This window comes from Candidatus Nitrosopumilus sp., assembly GCF_028278985.1.
In the GTDB taxonomy this organism is placed as follows: Archaea; Thermoproteota; Nitrososphaeria; order Nitrososphaerales; family Nitrosopumilaceae; genus Nitrosopumilus.
Map to the genome: position 1 here is coordinate 1 of NZ_JANQTA010000020.1, position 15,385 is coordinate 15,385.

Annotated in this window: 18 protein-coding genes; 5 read left to right on the plus strand and 13 right to left on the minus strand. The window is 35.3% G+C overall.

Features of this window, described 5'->3' with window-relative positions:
- The first annotated feature begins 13 nt into the window (after nt 1–13).
- Complete coding sequence (dnaG, locus tag Q0941_RS07145) at nt 14–1,156, plus strand: DNA primase DnaG (RefSeq protein WP_299292481.1); 1,143 nt, start codon at nt 14–16, stop codon at nt 1,154–1,156.
- 7 nt (nt 1,157–1,163) lie between these two features.
- Nucleotides 1,164–1,847: a DUF120 domain-containing protein gene (locus Q0941_RS07150; RefSeq protein WP_299292483.1), complete on the plus strand. Its 684-nt coding sequence runs from the start codon at nt 1,164–1,166 to the stop codon at nt 1,845–1,847.
- On the opposite strand, the gene Q0941_RS07155 is transcribed toward Q0941_RS07150, so the two are convergent.
- The 13 genes from Q0941_RS07155 to Q0941_RS07215 form a co-directional block, all read right to left on the minus strand.
- On the minus strand, nt 1,844–2,461 hold the full coding sequence (locus Q0941_RS07155; RefSeq protein WP_299292485.1) for an FAD synthase: 618 nt from the start codon (nt 2,459–2,461) through the stop codon (nt 1,844–1,846). The genes Q0941_RS07150 and Q0941_RS07155 overlap by 4 nt on opposite strands.
- 44 nt (nt 2,462–2,505) lie before the next feature.
- Nucleotides 2,506–3,543, minus strand: a complete 1,038-nt coding sequence (gene dph5, locus Q0941_RS07160; protein ID WP_299292487.1) for a diphthine synthase — start codon at nt 3,541–3,543, stop codon at nt 2,506–2,508.
- The gene (locus tag Q0941_RS07165) at nt 3,543–4,670 is read right to left on the minus strand and encodes a M20/M25/M40 family metallo-hydrolase (RefSeq protein ID WP_299292536.1); all 1,128 of its coding nucleotides are present in this window, start codon (nt 4,668–4,670) and stop codon (nt 3,543–3,545) included. Before Q0941_RS07165 ends, dph5 begins: the two co-directional genes overlap by 1 nt.
- A gap of 7 nt (nt 4,671–4,677) precedes the next feature.
- Complete coding sequence (gene lysX, locus Q0941_RS07170) at nt 4,678–5,520, minus strand: lysine biosynthesis protein LysX (protein WP_299292489.1); 843 nt, start codon at nt 5,518–5,520, stop codon at nt 4,678–4,680.
- Nucleotides 5,517–5,684, minus strand: a complete 168-nt coding sequence (gene lysW/argW / locus Q0941_RS07175) for an alpha-aminoadipate/glutamate carrier protein LysW (RefSeq protein WP_299292491.1) — start codon at nt 5,682–5,684, stop codon at nt 5,517–5,519. Before lysW/argW (Q0941_RS07175) ends, lysX (Q0941_RS07170) begins: the two co-directional genes overlap by 4 nt.
- 22 nt (nt 5,685–5,706) lie before the next feature.
- Nucleotides 5,707–6,873, minus strand: coding sequence for a 2-isopropylmalate synthase (locus Q0941_RS07180; protein WP_299292493.1), 1,167 nt, complete (start codon nt 6,871–6,873; stop codon nt 5,707–5,709).
- A gap of 116 nt (nt 6,874–6,989) precedes the next feature.
- Entirely contained in the window at nt 6,990–7,409 is a 420-nt protein-coding gene (gene lysM / locus Q0941_RS07185; protein WP_299292495.1) for an HTH-type transcriptional regulator LysM, read from the minus strand.
- Nucleotides 7,396–8,577: an aspartate aminotransferase family protein gene (locus Q0941_RS07190; RefSeq protein WP_299292497.1), complete on the minus strand. Its 1,182-nt coding sequence runs from the start codon at nt 8,575–8,577 to the stop codon at nt 7,396–7,398. Before Q0941_RS07190 ends, lysM begins: the two co-directional genes overlap by 14 nt.
- A complete protein-coding gene (locus Q0941_RS07195) occupies nt 8,570–9,373 on the minus strand; it encodes a [LysW]-aminoadipate/[LysW]-glutamate kinase (protein ID WP_299292498.1) in 804 nt (267 codons plus the stop codon). Before Q0941_RS07195 ends, Q0941_RS07190 begins: the two co-directional genes overlap by 8 nt.
- 2 nt (nt 9,374–9,375) lie before the next feature.
- On the minus strand, nt 9,376–10,422 hold the full coding sequence (argC, locus tag Q0941_RS07200; protein WP_299292500.1) for an N-acetyl-gamma-glutamyl-phosphate reductase: 1,047 nt from the start codon (nt 10,420–10,422) through the stop codon (nt 9,376–9,378).
- 28 nt (nt 10,423–10,450) lie between these two features.
- A complete protein-coding gene (gene lysX, locus Q0941_RS07205) occupies nt 10,451–11,308 on the minus strand; it encodes a lysine biosynthesis protein LysX (RefSeq protein ID WP_299292502.1) in 858 nt (285 codons plus the stop codon).
- Nucleotides 11,308–11,475 carry an alpha-aminoadipate/glutamate carrier protein LysW gene (lysW/argW, locus tag Q0941_RS07210; protein ID WP_299292504.1) on the minus strand — a complete coding sequence of 56 codons (168 nt, stop codon included), beginning with the start codon at nt 11,473–11,475 and terminating at the stop codon, nt 11,308–11,310. The genes lysX (Q0941_RS07205) and lysW/argW (Q0941_RS07210) overlap by 1 nt, the downstream gene beginning before the upstream one ends.
- Nucleotides 11,472–12,671, minus strand: coding sequence for an argininosuccinate synthase (locus Q0941_RS07215; RefSeq protein ID WP_299292506.1), 1,200 nt, complete (start codon nt 12,669–12,671; stop codon nt 11,472–11,474). The genes lysW/argW (Q0941_RS07210) and Q0941_RS07215 overlap by 4 nt, the downstream gene beginning before the upstream one ends.
- Before the next feature lie 133 nt (nt 12,672–12,804).
- Here Q0941_RS07215 and Q0941_RS07220 point away from each other — a divergent pair, with 133 nt between their 5' ends.
- The 3 genes from Q0941_RS07220 to Q0941_RS07230 are packed head-to-tail and all read left to right on the plus strand — an operon-like array spanning nt 12,805 to nt 15,356.
- A complete protein-coding gene (locus Q0941_RS07220) occupies nt 12,805–13,827 on the plus strand; it encodes an ABC transporter substrate-binding protein (RefSeq protein ID WP_299292507.1) in 1,023 nt (340 codons plus the stop codon).
- The gene (locus Q0941_RS07225; RefSeq protein ID WP_299292509.1) at nt 13,828–14,595 is read left to right on the plus strand and encodes an ABC transporter ATP-binding protein; all 768 of its coding nucleotides are present in this window, start codon (nt 13,828–13,830) and stop codon (nt 14,593–14,595) included.
- On the plus strand, nt 14,592–15,356 hold the full coding sequence (locus Q0941_RS07230) for an ABC transporter permease (protein ID WP_299292511.1): 765 nt from the start codon (nt 14,592–14,594) through the stop codon (nt 15,354–15,356). The genes Q0941_RS07225 and Q0941_RS07230 overlap by 4 nt, the downstream gene beginning before the upstream one ends.
- Nucleotides 15,357–15,385 lie beyond the last annotated feature (29 nt).

Genomic DNA, 15,385 nt, shown 5'->3' on the forward strand with positions numbered 1-15,385 from the left:
AGATGAATAATTTATGCCTCAATCAGGAATTGTCAAATATCATGTTAAACTTTCCTATGAAGTTGATGGGCTCGTTGAAAGAGCAGACATAATCGGAGCTATCTTTGGACAGACAGAAGGTCTGTTAGGTCCAGAGATGAATCTGAATGAACTGCAACGAGTTTCCAAAGTAGGTAGAATTGAAGTTAATGCAAAATCTACAGCAAACACTACATCTGGTGATGCATTAATTCCAATGAGTACTGATATTGATACATGTGCATTAATTGCAGCAGGTATTGAGAGCATAGACAAAGTTGGACCATTTGATTGCTCTTTTAGATTAGATGCTATTGATGATGTTCGAGCTGCAAAGAAAGACGACATTGTTAAACGCGCAAAAGAAATCAAGCAAAAATGGGCAACTAAAACAGTTAGTGAAGGAGAAAGTATGCTAAATGATGTTCACCAAGGAGATTCAAAGAAATTATCTAGTTATGGACCATCAAAACTCACATGTAGTTCTGGCGTTCATGATTCTAACTGGATAATCCTTGTAGAAGGTAGAGCCGATGTAATCAATTTACTTCGTGCAGGCTATGATAACGCATTAGCAATAGAAGGCGCAAAAATTGATGAATCTATCAAAGAACTATGTAATTCAAAAGACACTATTGTAGCATTTCTTGATGGTGATAGAGCAGGTGGATTTATTCTCAAAGAACTCAAATCGGTTGTTCCAATCGATTATGAATTAAGAGCTGACAATGGCGTTGAAGTTGAAGAATTAACACCTCAAAGAATTGATGAAATTCTCAAACCAGTAGCTGATGAAATCAAAGGAGGAAAACCCGCACCTTCTCTAAAAAGTGAAGATGACAAACCTCTAGCAGACATGGCATCACAAATATTTCCAAATCTAAATGAAACATTAGAAGCTGTTGCACTAGATGATTCTCAAAATGAAATATTCAAAGTTCCAATCAGTGAAGTTGTAAGTAAATTGTCAACTCAATCCGGAATCAAATATCTTCTACTTGATGGAATTATCACTCAAAGACTCTTAGAAGGCGCAAAGAATGCTGGAATCGAATGTGTTGTTGGTCACAGAGTAGCAAAACTATCAAACTCTGATGGTATGAATCTCAAAACATTTAGTGATCTAGGCGTAGCATAGAATTCAGATGACTGAACTAAAGATTCAGCATATTCTTACTCTTTCTTATCTTTTATCAAAAGGGGCAAAACACAATTTTGTTACAATTACTACTTCTTCTTTGGGTAAAAATATCAAAAAATCACAACAATCCGCATCCAAACATCTACTTGAATTAGAAGAAAATCAATTCATTGAACGAATAATTAGTGGAAGAAATATCTCTGTAAAAATTACGTCAAAGGGATATTCTGAAATGGTTAAACTTTCTGCAATTCTTCAAAAAAGTTTGGATTCATCACCATCATTTGTTGAGCTTAAAGGAACTTTGATTTCTGGGATGGGTGAGGGTGCATACTATATGGGTTTGAAAGGATATACAAAACAATTCAAATCAAAAATTGGTTATGTTCCATTTCCAGGTACTCTAAATGTTAGATTAGATAAAAAAATCCATCAAGAAGCCATAAAGCAATTTGAAACTCTTGAAGGTACTAAAATCAAGAGTTTTTCTGATGGTAAACGAACCTATGGATGGGTAAAATGTTTCTCAGCCAAATTAAATAATTCTATTAATTGTGAATTGATAATTTTAGAGAGAACTCATCACGATGATTCAATTATTGAATTAATTTCCAAAGTTTGCATTAGAAAATCTGGTAAATTAAAAGATGGTTCTAAAGTAACCATAAAAATTCCAATTAATTCTTAGATTCCGTGAATCGATTCGCCGTATTCTTTTTCAATTTTAGAACTTGAACTATCTGGAATGGGTGATTGTAGTCTTGCAACTTCTGCATCTAAATTAATTTTCTTACATCCTTCTGTGATGAATTTTTCTTGATGAGCTTGATCATATCCTAAAGCAATAATTTGGGGCCTAACTCGGTTTACTGTTTTGAAAATATCATCTTCTTGTCCAATTAAACATAAATCGACCATTGTTAGTGATTCTACCAATTCTTTTCTTTGTTCTTGTGAATGTAGGGGTTCTCTTTTTTTCATTTTTACTGCAGTATTATCAGTAGCAACTACTACTACCAACACGTCTCCAAGTTTTTTTGCAGAGTTTAATGTATGGATATGTCCTGGATGAATAATATCAAAAACTCCGCCTGCAAGAACAACTTTGAGACTATCTCTCCCTGTTTCAGTCAATATTTTAGAATCATTTTCAAGCAGATTTTCTTGAATTAATTTCTCTGTAATTGAATTGAATTCTTCTTCAGATAGAGTACTTTTTTCTTTAGAGATTTCTAGTGCAGTTTTTCCGTTGATTTGACTCAGATACAATGATGACAAAACAAGTTTTTCTTTTGTATTCACTAATCTCCGTGATTCTAAACCCTTCTTTAATTAATCGCTAAAAATCACATTTTAGGATCAAAGCCTTTTGCCAACCTTAATGCATCAACTAGGCCATCTGCATATCCAATACTCAGAATTGCTACTTCATCTTGACCATCTTCGAGGAATTTTTCTGCATCCTGAATGTACAATTCAGCATTTTCTAAAATTATTTGGAATTCTTTTTGGTCTTTGTAATGTGGCATAATCTCTTCTAATGCCTCTCTAACCATTGGAACATATTTCTCCATCATTTGCTTTGAGATTTTCTTTGTTTTCTCTGAATTATCAAATGGTTCATCTAGACAGTTTCCAAATATTTTCAGTGCATCTGATTCTGTAAAATGCATTCTTCCTGGAATAATTAGAGTGTGAGGTGGCTTTCCAAAATCTTGTTTTTTCATACTAGCAATTGTTCCAGCAATGATGGACTGGTCTTTGAATCCAATTCGTGATGCAACAATAGCATATGTTTTGTTAGAGATTACGTTTCTTCTTTGACCTTTTTCTGTCTCAAGTAATTCTTTCATGGCATCTTTTGGATCCAAAAAGAAATCTTTGTCTTGATTATATTCTAATAGTAGAACTGAATGATTTCCTTCTATGATATTTTTGTAAATTACATAATATGGTGTAGTAAGTGATTTCATTTCACTCATTATAGTTGCTATTCTTCCAATTTTGTAAAAGTGTAAACCACATTCTCCAATCATTGATGTTAACGATGAAGATGCATGAATTGATTGCGTTTTTATTTTCTCTTCAATGGCTCTTGCTCTTAATTCAATATGTGTAGTTGCAATGTATGGGTCTCCATAAGACAAAAGTGCAACCTTTTTCTTTTTGGCATTTTCTAAAATCTCATTTCCGTCTTCTACTAACCATCTCTTTGCTAGCTTGAACTCTCCTTTAGAAGCATCTTTAATTTTTTTCAAATCTGATTTACTAATTGGGCTTGTAAATTGCTCCAAGTAAACAATATCTGTTTTTGATAAAATATCCAATGCTTCATTAGGAATTGATTTGAATCCGGAAATTCCTAATCCAACAAACCATAACATTATTTCAATTTTTTATCATGTAGTCTTTTTAAATGCTGTAGTGATTTCTTGAGAATTTCTATTCCTCTTAGATATTCATCAATTGATACTTTTTCATCAATGGTGTGGGCTTCATGAGGATCCCCTGGACCATATGTGACAACAGGAATCTTCCATTGATTACCTAATACATTCATGTCTCCTGTGCCTGTTTTTCTAATTAATTTTGGATGTGCCTCTTCAACTTCTCTAATTCCTAATGTAATTGCCCTAACAATTGGTGAATTGTGTGGTGCCTCAAATGGTTCTGTTTCATCTAAAATGGAATAAAATGCCTCTACTCCACGTTCCTCTGAAATCTCTTTGACTGATGTAGCTATTTGCTGTTCTACATTTTTACAATTATTGTCTACTGGAATTCTAATATCAAAAGTCGTTTCACATTCTTTTGGTGTAACATTGTGACTCATTCCACCTTTAATTTCTGTCATTGTTGCTGTCAACAGCATTCCTTTAGTTCTGTCTTCCTGATTAGATTCTAATTTTTTCTTTAATTCATTTACAAAAATCAAAGATTCCTCAATTGCATTTTTAGAAAGCCATGGTGCACTAGCATGTGAACTATCTTCCACACTTACTTTGAGATTAATTGCCAATCGTCCTTTGTATGCAATGGTGACTTGTTTGGTCCCGCTTGGTTCTCCAAACACTGCATAATCAACACCTAAATCTTTTTTCACTAAATTTTTGATACCGGTTGCATTTCCCTCTTCATCAACTGCACCTACAAAAATTATTGTACCGTTATTTTCTTTAACTGATGCAGCTGCAAATAACATTGCCATTAATGGTGCTTTGGCATCTGATGCTCCTCTACCGTGTAGTGAGTCTCCTTCTCTTCGTACCTTGACTTTTCCTGGAACTACATCCATATGACCACATAACATGATTGTTGGAGACCCTGAACCTTTTTTTGCAATTACATTTCCAACTTCGTCAATTTGAATATCTTCAAAACCCAAGTCATCACACTTGTCTGCTAGAAATTCAGCCATTGGTTTTTCGCTAAGTGATGGCGTATAGAGTCTTAATGCTTTTTCAAGCATCTTGACTGTAAATCTAGGTGTTACTGAAATATGTGCATCCAATTCTTTCTCACTTGTATTTTTCAATGGCATACTTTAGCATTAGGGAAGGAATATCTACTTCACAAACTCTAACCGTATTTTTGTACTCTGTAGTATTGTTGACCTCATGCACAACCAGTCCTTTATCTTCACTTTCCATCAAATCTACGCCTACTATGTCTCCCTGAACGGCGTTTTTTGCTTTGATACACATTTCTTCCATCTCTGAGGTCACTTCACATGGTTCTGCTACTCCTCCAAGTGCCATGTTTGTTTTCCAATGCTCAGAATTTCTATAAATTGCAGCAACTATTTTGTCTCCAACCATAATTGCACGAATATCTCTTGGAGGTCTTTTTACAAATTCTTCTAGATAATGAATTTGATAAATTGGATACATACTTTCTCTACTCTCAATAATACCTTCAGCAGCTTCTTTGTCATTTAGTTTTGAAATTAATCTTCCCCAACTACCAACCGTTGGTTTGATTACTCTGGGAAATCCTTGAGAATCCAATGCATCTAATGCAGCATCTTTTGAAAATGCAACTGTAGCATCTGGAGTTGGAACTCCTGATTTCTTTAACAACATATGTGTGAATAATTTGTTTCCAGCAAACACTCCTGTGTTTAGACAATTAATTACTTTGACTCCAAGACCTTCAAGTGCTGCAGTAGAATGCAAGTTACGATAATAACTTACACATCTTTGAATTACAACTCCGTAATCTTCTGGTTTCTTTTCTAAATCTAAAGCTAATTTCTTACAATCTACCATCTGGATATTGATATTATTTTTTTTTCCAGCTTCTAGAAGAGCTTTTTCTTCCCAACGAATGGTATCATAAAGAACAGTTACGTCAGGACTCACTGTCCCCAATCCTCGCCAACCGTTTGGGCAGGCTTAAGATCGAAGCCATCTGAACCTTTTGCTAATTCATAACTTGCTCCACATTCTGGACAAGTTACAATTTCTCCTTCAAGTGCATCACTTGGAATTGAAATTTCTGCATCACATTCTTCACATTTGGACATATCTTGTCTTTACACCTCCTCTTTATTTATCATTAGTTATCTTTTTTTCAAGTCTGTCTTCTAATGGGATTTCGATTAGATCACCCATTCTGAGTCCTTTTAGCCCTGCTGCAACTGCCTTGGCTCTTTCATCATCTTTCTCTAATCCTAACAGCGACATCAAATAAGCAGCACCCGTTTTTCCTGCCAATTCACCGAAAACGATTCTTCGTCTATTCCCTACTGCACGTGGTGGAATAGGTTCGTATGCTGCAGGATTTCTTAGAATTGCTGCCAAGTGAGTCCCTGCTTTGTGTTTGTATGCAGAAGATCCAACAATTGGTTTTGAATCATATGGCTCAATTTCTGTATAATCTTCAATTAATCTTGATAAGTCTAGCAGCATATCTAATCGGAAATCATTTGGTGATTTGTAAAGATAAGTCAAGGCTACTGCAACTTCAGCCAGAGGTGGGATTCCTGTTCTTTCTCCAATCCCATCAATCGTTGTATGGATTTGATCAACTCCTGCTTCACAAGCAGAAAATGCATTTGCTACTGCAAATCCAATATCATTATGTACATGTGCATCTAATGGAACATCAACTGTATCACTTACCTTCTTAACAAAATTGTACATTCCAATAGGTCTTAGAATTCCTACTGTATCTGGTAAACTAATTCTATCTACCCCGGCTTCTTCAATTGCTTTACATACTTTGAGTAAGAATTCTGGTTCTGCTCTACTTCCATCCTCTACGGTAAACCTAATTTTTAATCCATGAGATTTTGCATATTCGACAGTTTCAACTGCTCTTGTAAGTGCTTCTTCTCTTGTAATTCTTAATTTGTCTTTAAGATGAATATCTGAAATTCCTAAATATGCTGCACACCACTTTGCATCACAATCCAAAGATGTATCAATATCTTGTTTTAATGCGCGACCATGAGAAACAATGTCTGCCTTTAATCCTTGTTTGATAATTGTTTTAGTTGCTTCTTTGTGATCACTAGAAACTACTGGAGAAATTTCAATTTGGTCTACTCCAAAATAATCCAGCATCCATGCAATCTGAATTCTTTGCTTGTTTGTAAATGAGACACCTGGGTGTTGTTCTCCTTCTCTTAGCGTACTATCTAATACTCTGATTTTCTTTGGATTCTTGTCGTATGCGTTATACAGATTTGCATAATGATTCGAATCTTTCATTGCTGATTTCGTTGCTCAAATTTCTTCTTATAAACATATTCGTACTATGTTCGTTGAAAAAGTTAGTAGTTGATCCTAAAATAGTTTAGAAAAGATATTTTGAAACGAAAGTCGTTTTAGACTACTTTTCTCAAAATTATTACAGTATTGGTATCTACAACACCTTGAATTTTTCTTAATGCATCAATACTACTGTTAATTTCTGCAATGCTTGGTGCACTAATGATAGTTGTAATGTCATATTGCCCTGTAATCTCATATACTGTTTTTACTCCTTCCAGTTTTCCTAGTTTTAGTGAAACCTTTGAAGTGTCTGTTGCTGAATCAACAGAAACCAAAACGATAGCACTGGTTGCATTTTCTTCGCCTAATTCTAATGTGAATTTTTTGATTGTTCCACTGTCTACTAGATTCTTTACTCTTCTTCGTACTGCTGATTCAGATAACTTTAATTTTTTACCAATGTCTACAAATGATTCCCTAGAGTCTTCTTTAAGATAACCTATGATTTTCTCGTCTACTTTATCCTTGTACATTTCGTTTTTCTTCCTCTTCAGTTAGTATAGTATCTAGAGAATGTAAAACTTTTGTTATGTCTTCTTCAGATATTACTAGTGGAGGAAGAATTCGTAGTATGTTTCTTCCAGAATAAAGCATCAAAACACCCTCTCTGATAAGGCCCATTAAGATATCTCTGACCTCAAATTTCATTTCAATTCCAATCATGAGTCCTTTTCCTCTGATTTCTCTGATCATTGTGTGTTTTTCTTTTAATTTTTCTAATCCTTCTCTGAAAATTTTTCCCATCTTTTCAGAATTTTCAATTAATCCATCTTCGGTTAGTGCTTTTAATGCTGCAGTACCGGCTGCACATGAAATTGGATTTCCACCAAATGTTGAGGAGTGTTCTCCTTTACTTATTGAAGCTAAAATATCTGGTCTAACTAATGTTGCACCCATTGGAACACCACCTGCAATTCCTTTTGCAAGACACAAAATATCTGGTGCTGTATCCCAGTGATCATGGGCCCATAATCGTCCAGTTCTACCAAGTCCTGCTTGAATTTCGTCAAAAATTAACAGGATTCCTTTCTCATCACAAAGCTTTCTTACATCCTGCAAAAATCCTTCAGGGGCTACATTGATTCCACTTTCTCCTTGAATTGGTTCTAAAATTACAAAGGCAGTATCGTCATCTACTACATCACGTAGTGATTCAATATCTCCAAATGTTGCAAATGATACTTTTTCAACTAAAGGTTGGAAAGCTTTTTTGTATTTTGGATTAAATGTTAAGGATAATGCCCCAAATGATTTTCCATGGTATGAACCCTTCATTGCAACCATTCCTTTTTTACCCGTAAACTTTCTAGCAAATTTGATTGCTGCTTCAATAGCTTCTGCACCACTATTGTTCAAATGAACTTGAGTTAATTTTTCAGGAGCTAACCCAATTAAAGTTTGCAAAAATTCTTCTCTAGTTTTATTGTACAATGAACTGTGAACTGTAATGATTTTATCTACTTGTTGTTTGATTGCATCATTTACTCTTTGATTTTGATGTCCTACTAGAGCAACACCATAACCTCCCATACAATCGATGTATTCTTTACCATCCACATCCCAAACGTGTGCGCCTTTTCCTTTTTCAATTGTTACTGGAAATCTTTGATACAGATTTCCCATGTGTTGGTCTTCACTCATGCTCTATCACCGTGCATCCCTCGTGTGAGATTGCTGAAGATACTGGGTTTTCTTTTTGTCCATTTGCAATGAATGCTTGTTTTACACCCATATCTAATGCTTCAGTTGATGCCAGAATTTTCTTTTCCATGCCTGGACCAATTTTAGGTCTGATTTCTTTTGCTTCTGCTAATGTAAGTTTTGGAACAACTTGATCATCCATTAGTAATCCATCTACATTTGTAATGAATAACACCTTATCGCTACCAACTTTGCCTGCAACATATGCTGCAGCCCTGTCTCCATCAACGTTGAGAAATTCTGATTCTTCACTAATTGCTATTGGTGAAATTACTGGCGTTAGGCCTTGCTCAAGCAGTGATTTGATAAATGTAGAGTTTACTTCCTTAATTTTACCTGTATATCCGCCATCAATAGCCTGTTTTCTGCCTTTTTCGTTTACTATGAGAAGTTTTTTCTTTCTGTCTGCCTCAATTACTTTTGCATCGACTCCTGAAAGTCCAATTGCATTGATTCCATTTTTTTGAAGCATTTGGACAATTGTTTTGTTGATTCTTCCAGACATTACCATGGTAAAAATTTCTGCTGTTTCTTTGTCTGTGTATCTACTTTTGATTCCACTAGGCGATGTAACAAACTTTGGTTCTTTTCCAAGTTGTTCACAAACTTTTGTGACTTCTTTTCCGCCACCATGAACTAAAATTAATCCTTCAGACTCTGCGACTTTTTTGATATCTGTAATTGTTGATGGATGTAAATCATCTACTACACTTCCACCAATTTTGATAGTGATCATTTCTAAACAGGAGTTAATGGTGTGTATCTTAATCCGTCCATCTCATCAAAACCAGACATTACATTCATGTTTTGAATGGCTGAACCTGCTGCACCTTTCATAAGATTGTCTGATGCAGATAATGCAATTAATCTATGATTGTCTTCATCTAAATCAAATCCAATGTCACAGAAATTAGAACCGACAAGGAATTTTGGATCTGGGAACTTGTACAACCCTTTCTTATCTCTAATTAATCTGACAAATTTCTCTTCACCATAAGTTTGACGATATAGTTTCCACAATTCTTTTTCATCAACTTCTTTATTCATGAATGTGTGGTTTGTACATAAGATTCCTCTTACAACATCAACTGCATGTGGACTCATAGATACATTAATTTTCTTTCCAGCTATTTCGCTTAACTCTTGCTCAATTTCTCCGGTGTGTCTGTGCTTTGCTGGTTTGTATGGTCTAATTACACCTGCTCTCATTGCATGTGCAGTTCCTGAACCAGAACCTGCCCCTGATGAACCAATTTTAGAATCAACAACAATGTGCTCAGTATCAATGATGTTGTTTCTAATCAATGGTGCAAGAGCTAACATTGAAGTTACTGCCATACATCCTGGACATGAAACAAGTTGTGCTTTTTTAATTTCTTCTCTGTGTAATTCTGGTACACCAAAAACTGATTTCTTAAGATAATCTGGATGTGGATGCTCCCATCCATACCATTTGTCATATGCATCTTGATTGTGTAATCTATAATCTGCACTCAAATCAATAATTTTGACTCCTCTGTCATACAATGCTTTTACAATCTCAGTTGCTGTTCCATGCGGAACTGCTGTAAAAACAAGATCACACTTGTCAGTCAATTTGTCATAGTCTAATTCTGAAAATGTTAGATCGGTAAATCCTTTCAAACTTGGTTGGACTCTGTGAAGATATTCTCCTACATGTTGTCTAGACGTAACCATTGAGATCTCTACTTCTGGATGGTTTACTAGAAGACGTAATGTTTCTCCACCTACATATCCTGAAGCTCCAACAACACCTACTTTCATGATAAACCTCCTCGTAAAGGAGTATAATTTATTTCCTAACGTAGTTTAGAGCAAATTCTACCATTTCTTTTGGTATATTTCGTTTGGCAACTCTTGCTAATCCTTTGAATTCAACAGTATTGTTTACTTCATGAACAACTAATCCTCTTTTCTCATCTTCCATTATGTCTACTCCAAGAATTCCTCCACCCATGGCTTTAGATGCTTTTGAAGCTAAATCTTCTATCTCTTTTGTGATTTCACAGATCTCTGGATCGGCTCCTAAAGCAATATTTGTCTTAAATCCACCTGATGATTTTCTATACATTGCAGCAATAGGCTCATCTCCGACTGTAATAACTCTGATATCTCTAGGAGGTCTATTGATCATTTCTTGCAAATAGTAAATTCTATCATGTGGACTGTCAGTAATTTCTCTTACTTCGATTATTGCATCCATAGTATCTTTATTTTGAATTGGCATTACTCCTCTTCCCCAACTTCCAATTACAGGTTTGATAACAAGTGGATACCCAACTTTTTCTAAATTCTCAGATGCACTATCACTTGAAAATGAAAAATATGTTTTAGGTGTTGGAACATTATTTTTCTTTAAAAGTAACGTCATGAACATTTTATTTCCACAAACACTTGCAACATCAAATTTGTTGAGAACAGGAATATCCATAAACTCTAAACTTGATGTAAAGTGCAATCCTCTAAAATAACTGACACATCTTTCTAAGACTACGTCACCAAGATCGTAATCTTCTTTCTTGCTGTCGGTATTCACTTGAGTGATCTTAGCATCTAACATCACTGCATCATGTCCTAACTCAGATGCTTCTTTTTGTAGCATCTTCTCTTCCGTTCTTAAACGGTCAAACACAATACAGACTTTTGACATTACTCTCCCCAGTCTTCGCCTACGCTTTCTGCTTGTTTAAGCTCAACATTTGATCCATCTTTCTTTGCGATTTCATAGTCAGCTCCACAATCAGGACAAGAGATGATTTCTCCTACGGCGGCATCTTCTGGGATGTTTAGTGCTGCGTCACATTCTGGGCAGTTCATGTTTTTGTTGACCTTTTCTTTTGTAATTTATTAGCTTCTGTTGACTGCATTCCCCACAATTCGACGAATCCTTTAGCCAATCTTTGATCAAATGTTGATTCTGTTCCATAAGTAGCAATTTCATGGCTGTATAGAGAGTTCTTGGATTTTCTTCCAACTACCCTCAAACTTCCCTTGTATAGCTTCAGTTTTACAGTACCAGAGACGGGTTTTTGAGATGCCTCAATAAAGCCATCTAAATCCGTCTTTAATGGATCTTGCCAAAGTCCTGAATATACTAGGTAAGACCACTCGTCATCAATTAGAGATTTGAATTTATTTTGATGCTTTGTATGAACCATTTTCTCCAAGTCTGTATGAGCTTCAATCAGACAAGTTGCAGCGGGAGTTTCATACACTTCACGTGATTTGATTCCGACAACCCTGTCTTCAATATGATCAACAATTCCAACTCCTGCGGCTCCTGCCTTTTTGTTAAGATATTCTATTAGTTTGACTGGTTCCATTGTTTTGCCATCAACTGCAACTGGAATTCCTTTTTCAAATTTGATTTCAATGTATGTTGGTTTTTCTGGAAGGTTTTTTGTTTTAACCCAAATGAATGCATCAGCAGGTGGTTCATTGTAAGGATCTTCTAATACTCCGCCTTCAATTGCACGTCCCCACAAATTTTGATCAATACTGAATTTTTTTGCAACAGTTTCAATTTCAATTCCATGTTTCTTTGCAAATTTTAACTCTGTAACTCTATCCAAATTTTTATCTCTAATTGGTGCAATGATTGGTAGATTAGAACCTGAACGTAATGTTATGTCAAATCGTACTTGATCATTTCCTTTTCCAGAACATCCGTGTGCAAGTGATGTTACTTTTTCTTTTTTAGCAATCTCTAAAACTTTTTCAGCAATTAATGGTCTTGCAAGAGCTGTTGCAAGACAATATTTTTTTTGATATAATGCATTTGCTTTAATTGATGGGAAAATGTAATCTTTGACAAACTCTTTTCTTGCATCAATGTTGTAGTGTTTTTTTACTCCAAGCTTTTTTGCTTTAGCTGCAATTTTTTTATGATCGTCACCTTGACCTACATCTACTGTAACTGTAATGACATCCATGTCATGTTCATCTTGAAGATATTTTACAACAACAGAAGTATCTAGTCCTCCTGAAAATGCAAGAATTCCTTTTTGAGTCAAAACATCTTTTCCGTCGTATTTTGGAATTTATCTTTTGTGATAGGCTGGATTTTGATTTTATTTTTTGAAAATTTTCTGGCTAGCTTGAGCTAAAATTCGATGATTATTTAACCGCCAAATATAACGCTGTTTTATGAATGCTAGATCGGCAATTACTGCAGGAATTGTAGGAATTGTGGCACTTTCTGCACTAGGTGTTGCACTAAATTCTAGTGATACTACGCATGAAAACAAACTGAGAATTGCATATTTTCCAAACATTGGGCATGCAGTTCCTATTGTTGGAATAGAACAAGGATACTTTGCTGATAAACTAGGCTCTGATATTGAAATTGAAACTAGAGTATTTGATAGTGGACCTCAAGTCATTGAATCATTATTTTCAAATTCTGTAGATATTGCATATGTTGGTCCTGGTCCTGCAATTAATGGTCATCTAAATTCAGAAAACAAAAATGTGAAAATTCTTGCAGGTGCTGCTAGCGGTGGTGCAAGTTTTATTGTTCATCCGAATTCTGATATTACTTCTGCATCTGACTTTGCAGGAAAGAAAATTGCTGCTCCTCAAATTGGAAACACTCAAGACGTTTCATTGAGAAACTACCTTTCTGAAAATGGATTACAACCTAAAGAAAGAGGTGGCTCAGTTACTGTTTACAATATACCTAATCCTGATATCTATACACTGTTTGTTAAGGGTGAAGTTGACGGAGCATGGGTTGCAGAACCTTGGGCTACTATCTTAGAAACAGAACTAGATGGAAAACGATTGTTTTTTGAAGAAGACTTGTGGCCTAATAAACAATTTGCATCAGTTTTAGTAATTGGAAATACTGATTATGTAAAAAATAATCCTGAAATTGTTTCAAACTTTTTGCAATCACATCATGATACTGTACAGTGGATTAATGAGAATCCTATTGAAACAAGAAATGTCTTTAATGCATTTTTAAAATCATATTTGGGTCAGTCACTTTCTGATGACATTGTTGATATTGCGTTATCCAATCTACAAATAATTGATGATCCTTTACCTAATTCTATCCATTCATTTGCAGAGCAAGCAGATTCTTTGGGTTATTTAGGACGAAATGGATATGATATTTCTGAAATTTTTTATCATGATTCAAATTCTGTTGAGGAGGAGTTGACCTAGATGACAAAACTAGAGGCAAAAAATATTGTAAAGTATTTCTCTCATGAATCTCACAATCTCAAAGCTTTGGGCGGAGTAAATCTCAAGGTAGAGGCTGGTGACTTTGTATGTTTGGTAGGTCCTTCTGGATGTGGAAAATCCACATTTTTACGCATAGTAGCGGGTCTTGAAACACCTGATGAAGGACAAATTCTCTTTGATGGACGTCCAGTGACTGAGACTGGGCCTGAAAGAATTATGGTATTTCAGGAGGGTGCACTATTTCCATGGCTAACGGTTCAGGATAATGTGGAGTTTGGTCTCAAAATGGCTGGAATCCCAAAAGACGAGAGAACAAAGATTTCAACCAGATATCTTGACATGATGCAACTAACAAAATTTGCTAATTCTTACACCTATCAACTATCTACTGGAATGAAACAACGTGTAGCTATTGCTAGAGCACTTGTAATGGATCCTGATGTATTACTAATGGATGAACCATTTGCAGCATTAGATGCTCAAACACGTGATTTACTTTTAGTCGAAATGCAATTGATTTGGGAAAAGACAAAGAAAACAATTTTGTTTGTGACACATAATGTTGCAGAAGCTGCTGTGTTGGGAACCAAAGTTGCAATCTTTAGCAACAGACCATCTTCAATTAAAAAAGAAGTTGAAAATGATTTCCCACGACCTAGAATTGCAGAAGATGAATCTTTGTTACAATTCCAACAAGACATTCTTTCAGAACTTAGACCAGAGGTAAAGAAATCAAAGGAGTTATGAAATTGGGAAAAAATTTTACGCCTCATAGAATTGCATTTTACGTTGGACTGGTTGTTGTTTGGCAAATAATTGCAATGATTGGAATATGGCCATCCAATGTTTTTCCATCTCCATATGAAGTAGCAGAAGATTTGGTATACACTGCAATGGATGGTAGTCTATTTTATGGAGTAGCAATGAGTATGTGGAGATTAGTTGTAGGTCTTGCAATTGCAATTGGTGGAGGAATTATTCTTGGTGTCTTTATGGCAAGAGTTGAATTTGTTAATCAAACTGTTGGCTCTTTAGTCCTTGGTTTGCAATCAATTCCATCAATTGCATGGGTTCCATTAGCGATACTTTGGTATGGACTAAATGATGCTGGAATTATTTTTGTAGTTGCCATCGGTGCTATCTTTGCAGTAACTATCAACACATACACTGGAGTCAAGAACATTGATCCTCACTTTATAGAGGCTGCCAGAAATATGGGTGCTAAAGGAAGTCAATTAGTCACTGCAGTTTTGCTACCAGCTGCATTCCCATACATGATTTCAGGCTTTAAACAAGGCTGGGCCTTTGCCTGGAGAGGTGTAATTGGTGCTGAATTACTCTTTGCATATCTTGGATTGGGTCATTTATTATATGCTGCACGTTCCCTGACAGATGTTTCTCAAGTAATTGCAATTATGCTAGTTATCATGGGAATTGGATTGGTAGTTGATGGTGTAATTTTCAAACGTCTAGAAAATAAAGTCATGTCCCGTTGGGGCTTAAGATAAGTTTCTAACAATTACAGTATTTCATATTG

What these genes read in the sequence shown, in the direction of transcription:
- lysW/argW (WP_299292491.1), bottom strand. Translation starts at nt 5,684, where the DNA reads ATGTCCAAATGTGAAGAATGTGATGCAGAAATTTCAATTCCAAGTGAT.
- dnaG (WP_299292481.1), top strand. Translation starts at nt 14, where the DNA reads ATGCCTCAATCAGGAATTGTCAAATATCATGTTAAACTTTCCTATGAA.
- dph5 (WP_299292487.1), bottom strand. Translation starts at nt 3,543, where the DNA reads ATGTTATGGTTTGTTGGATTAGGAATTTCCGGATTCAAATCAATTCCT.
- argC (WP_299292500.1), bottom strand. Translation starts at nt 10,422, where the DNA reads ATGAAAGTAGGTGTTGTTGGAGCTTCAGGATATGTAGGTGGAGAAACA.
- Q0941_RS07180 (WP_299292493.1), bottom strand. Translation starts at nt 6,873, where the DNA reads ATGAAAGATTCGAATCATTATGCAAATCTGTATAACGCATACGACAAG.
- Q0941_RS07220 (WP_299292507.1), top strand. Translation starts at nt 12,805, where the DNA reads ATGAATGCTAGATCGGCAATTACTGCAGGAATTGTAGGAATTGTGGCA.
- Q0941_RS07150 (WP_299292483.1), top strand. Translation starts at nt 1,164, where the DNA reads ATGACTGAACTAAAGATTCAGCATATTCTTACTCTTTCTTATCTTTTA.
- Q0941_RS07225 (WP_299292509.1), top strand. Translation starts at nt 13,828, where the DNA reads ATGACAAAACTAGAGGCAAAAAATATTGTAAAGTATTTCTCTCATGAA.
- lysW/argW (WP_299292504.1), bottom strand. Translation starts at nt 11,475, where the DNA reads ATGAACTGCCCAGAATGTGACGCAGCACTAAACATCCCAGAAGATGCC.
- Q0941_RS07230 (WP_299292511.1), top strand. Translation starts at nt 14,592, where the DNA reads ATGAAATTGGGAAAAAATTTTACGCCTCATAGAATTGCATTTTACGTT.
- lysM (WP_299292495.1), bottom strand. Translation starts at nt 7,409, where the DNA reads ATGTACAAGGATAAAGTAGACGAGAAAATCATAGGTTATCTTAAAGAA.
- Q0941_RS07195 (WP_299292498.1), bottom strand. Translation starts at nt 9,373, where the DNA reads ATGATCACTATCAAAATTGGTGGAAGTGTAGTAGATGATTTACATCCA.
- lysX (WP_299292502.1), bottom strand. Translation starts at nt 11,308, where the DNA reads ATGTCAAAAGTCTGTATTGTGTTTGACCGTTTAAGAACGGAAGAGAAG.
- Q0941_RS07190 (WP_299292497.1), bottom strand. Translation starts at nt 8,577, where the DNA reads ATGAGTGAAGACCAACACATGGGAAATCTGTATCAAAGATTTCCAGTA.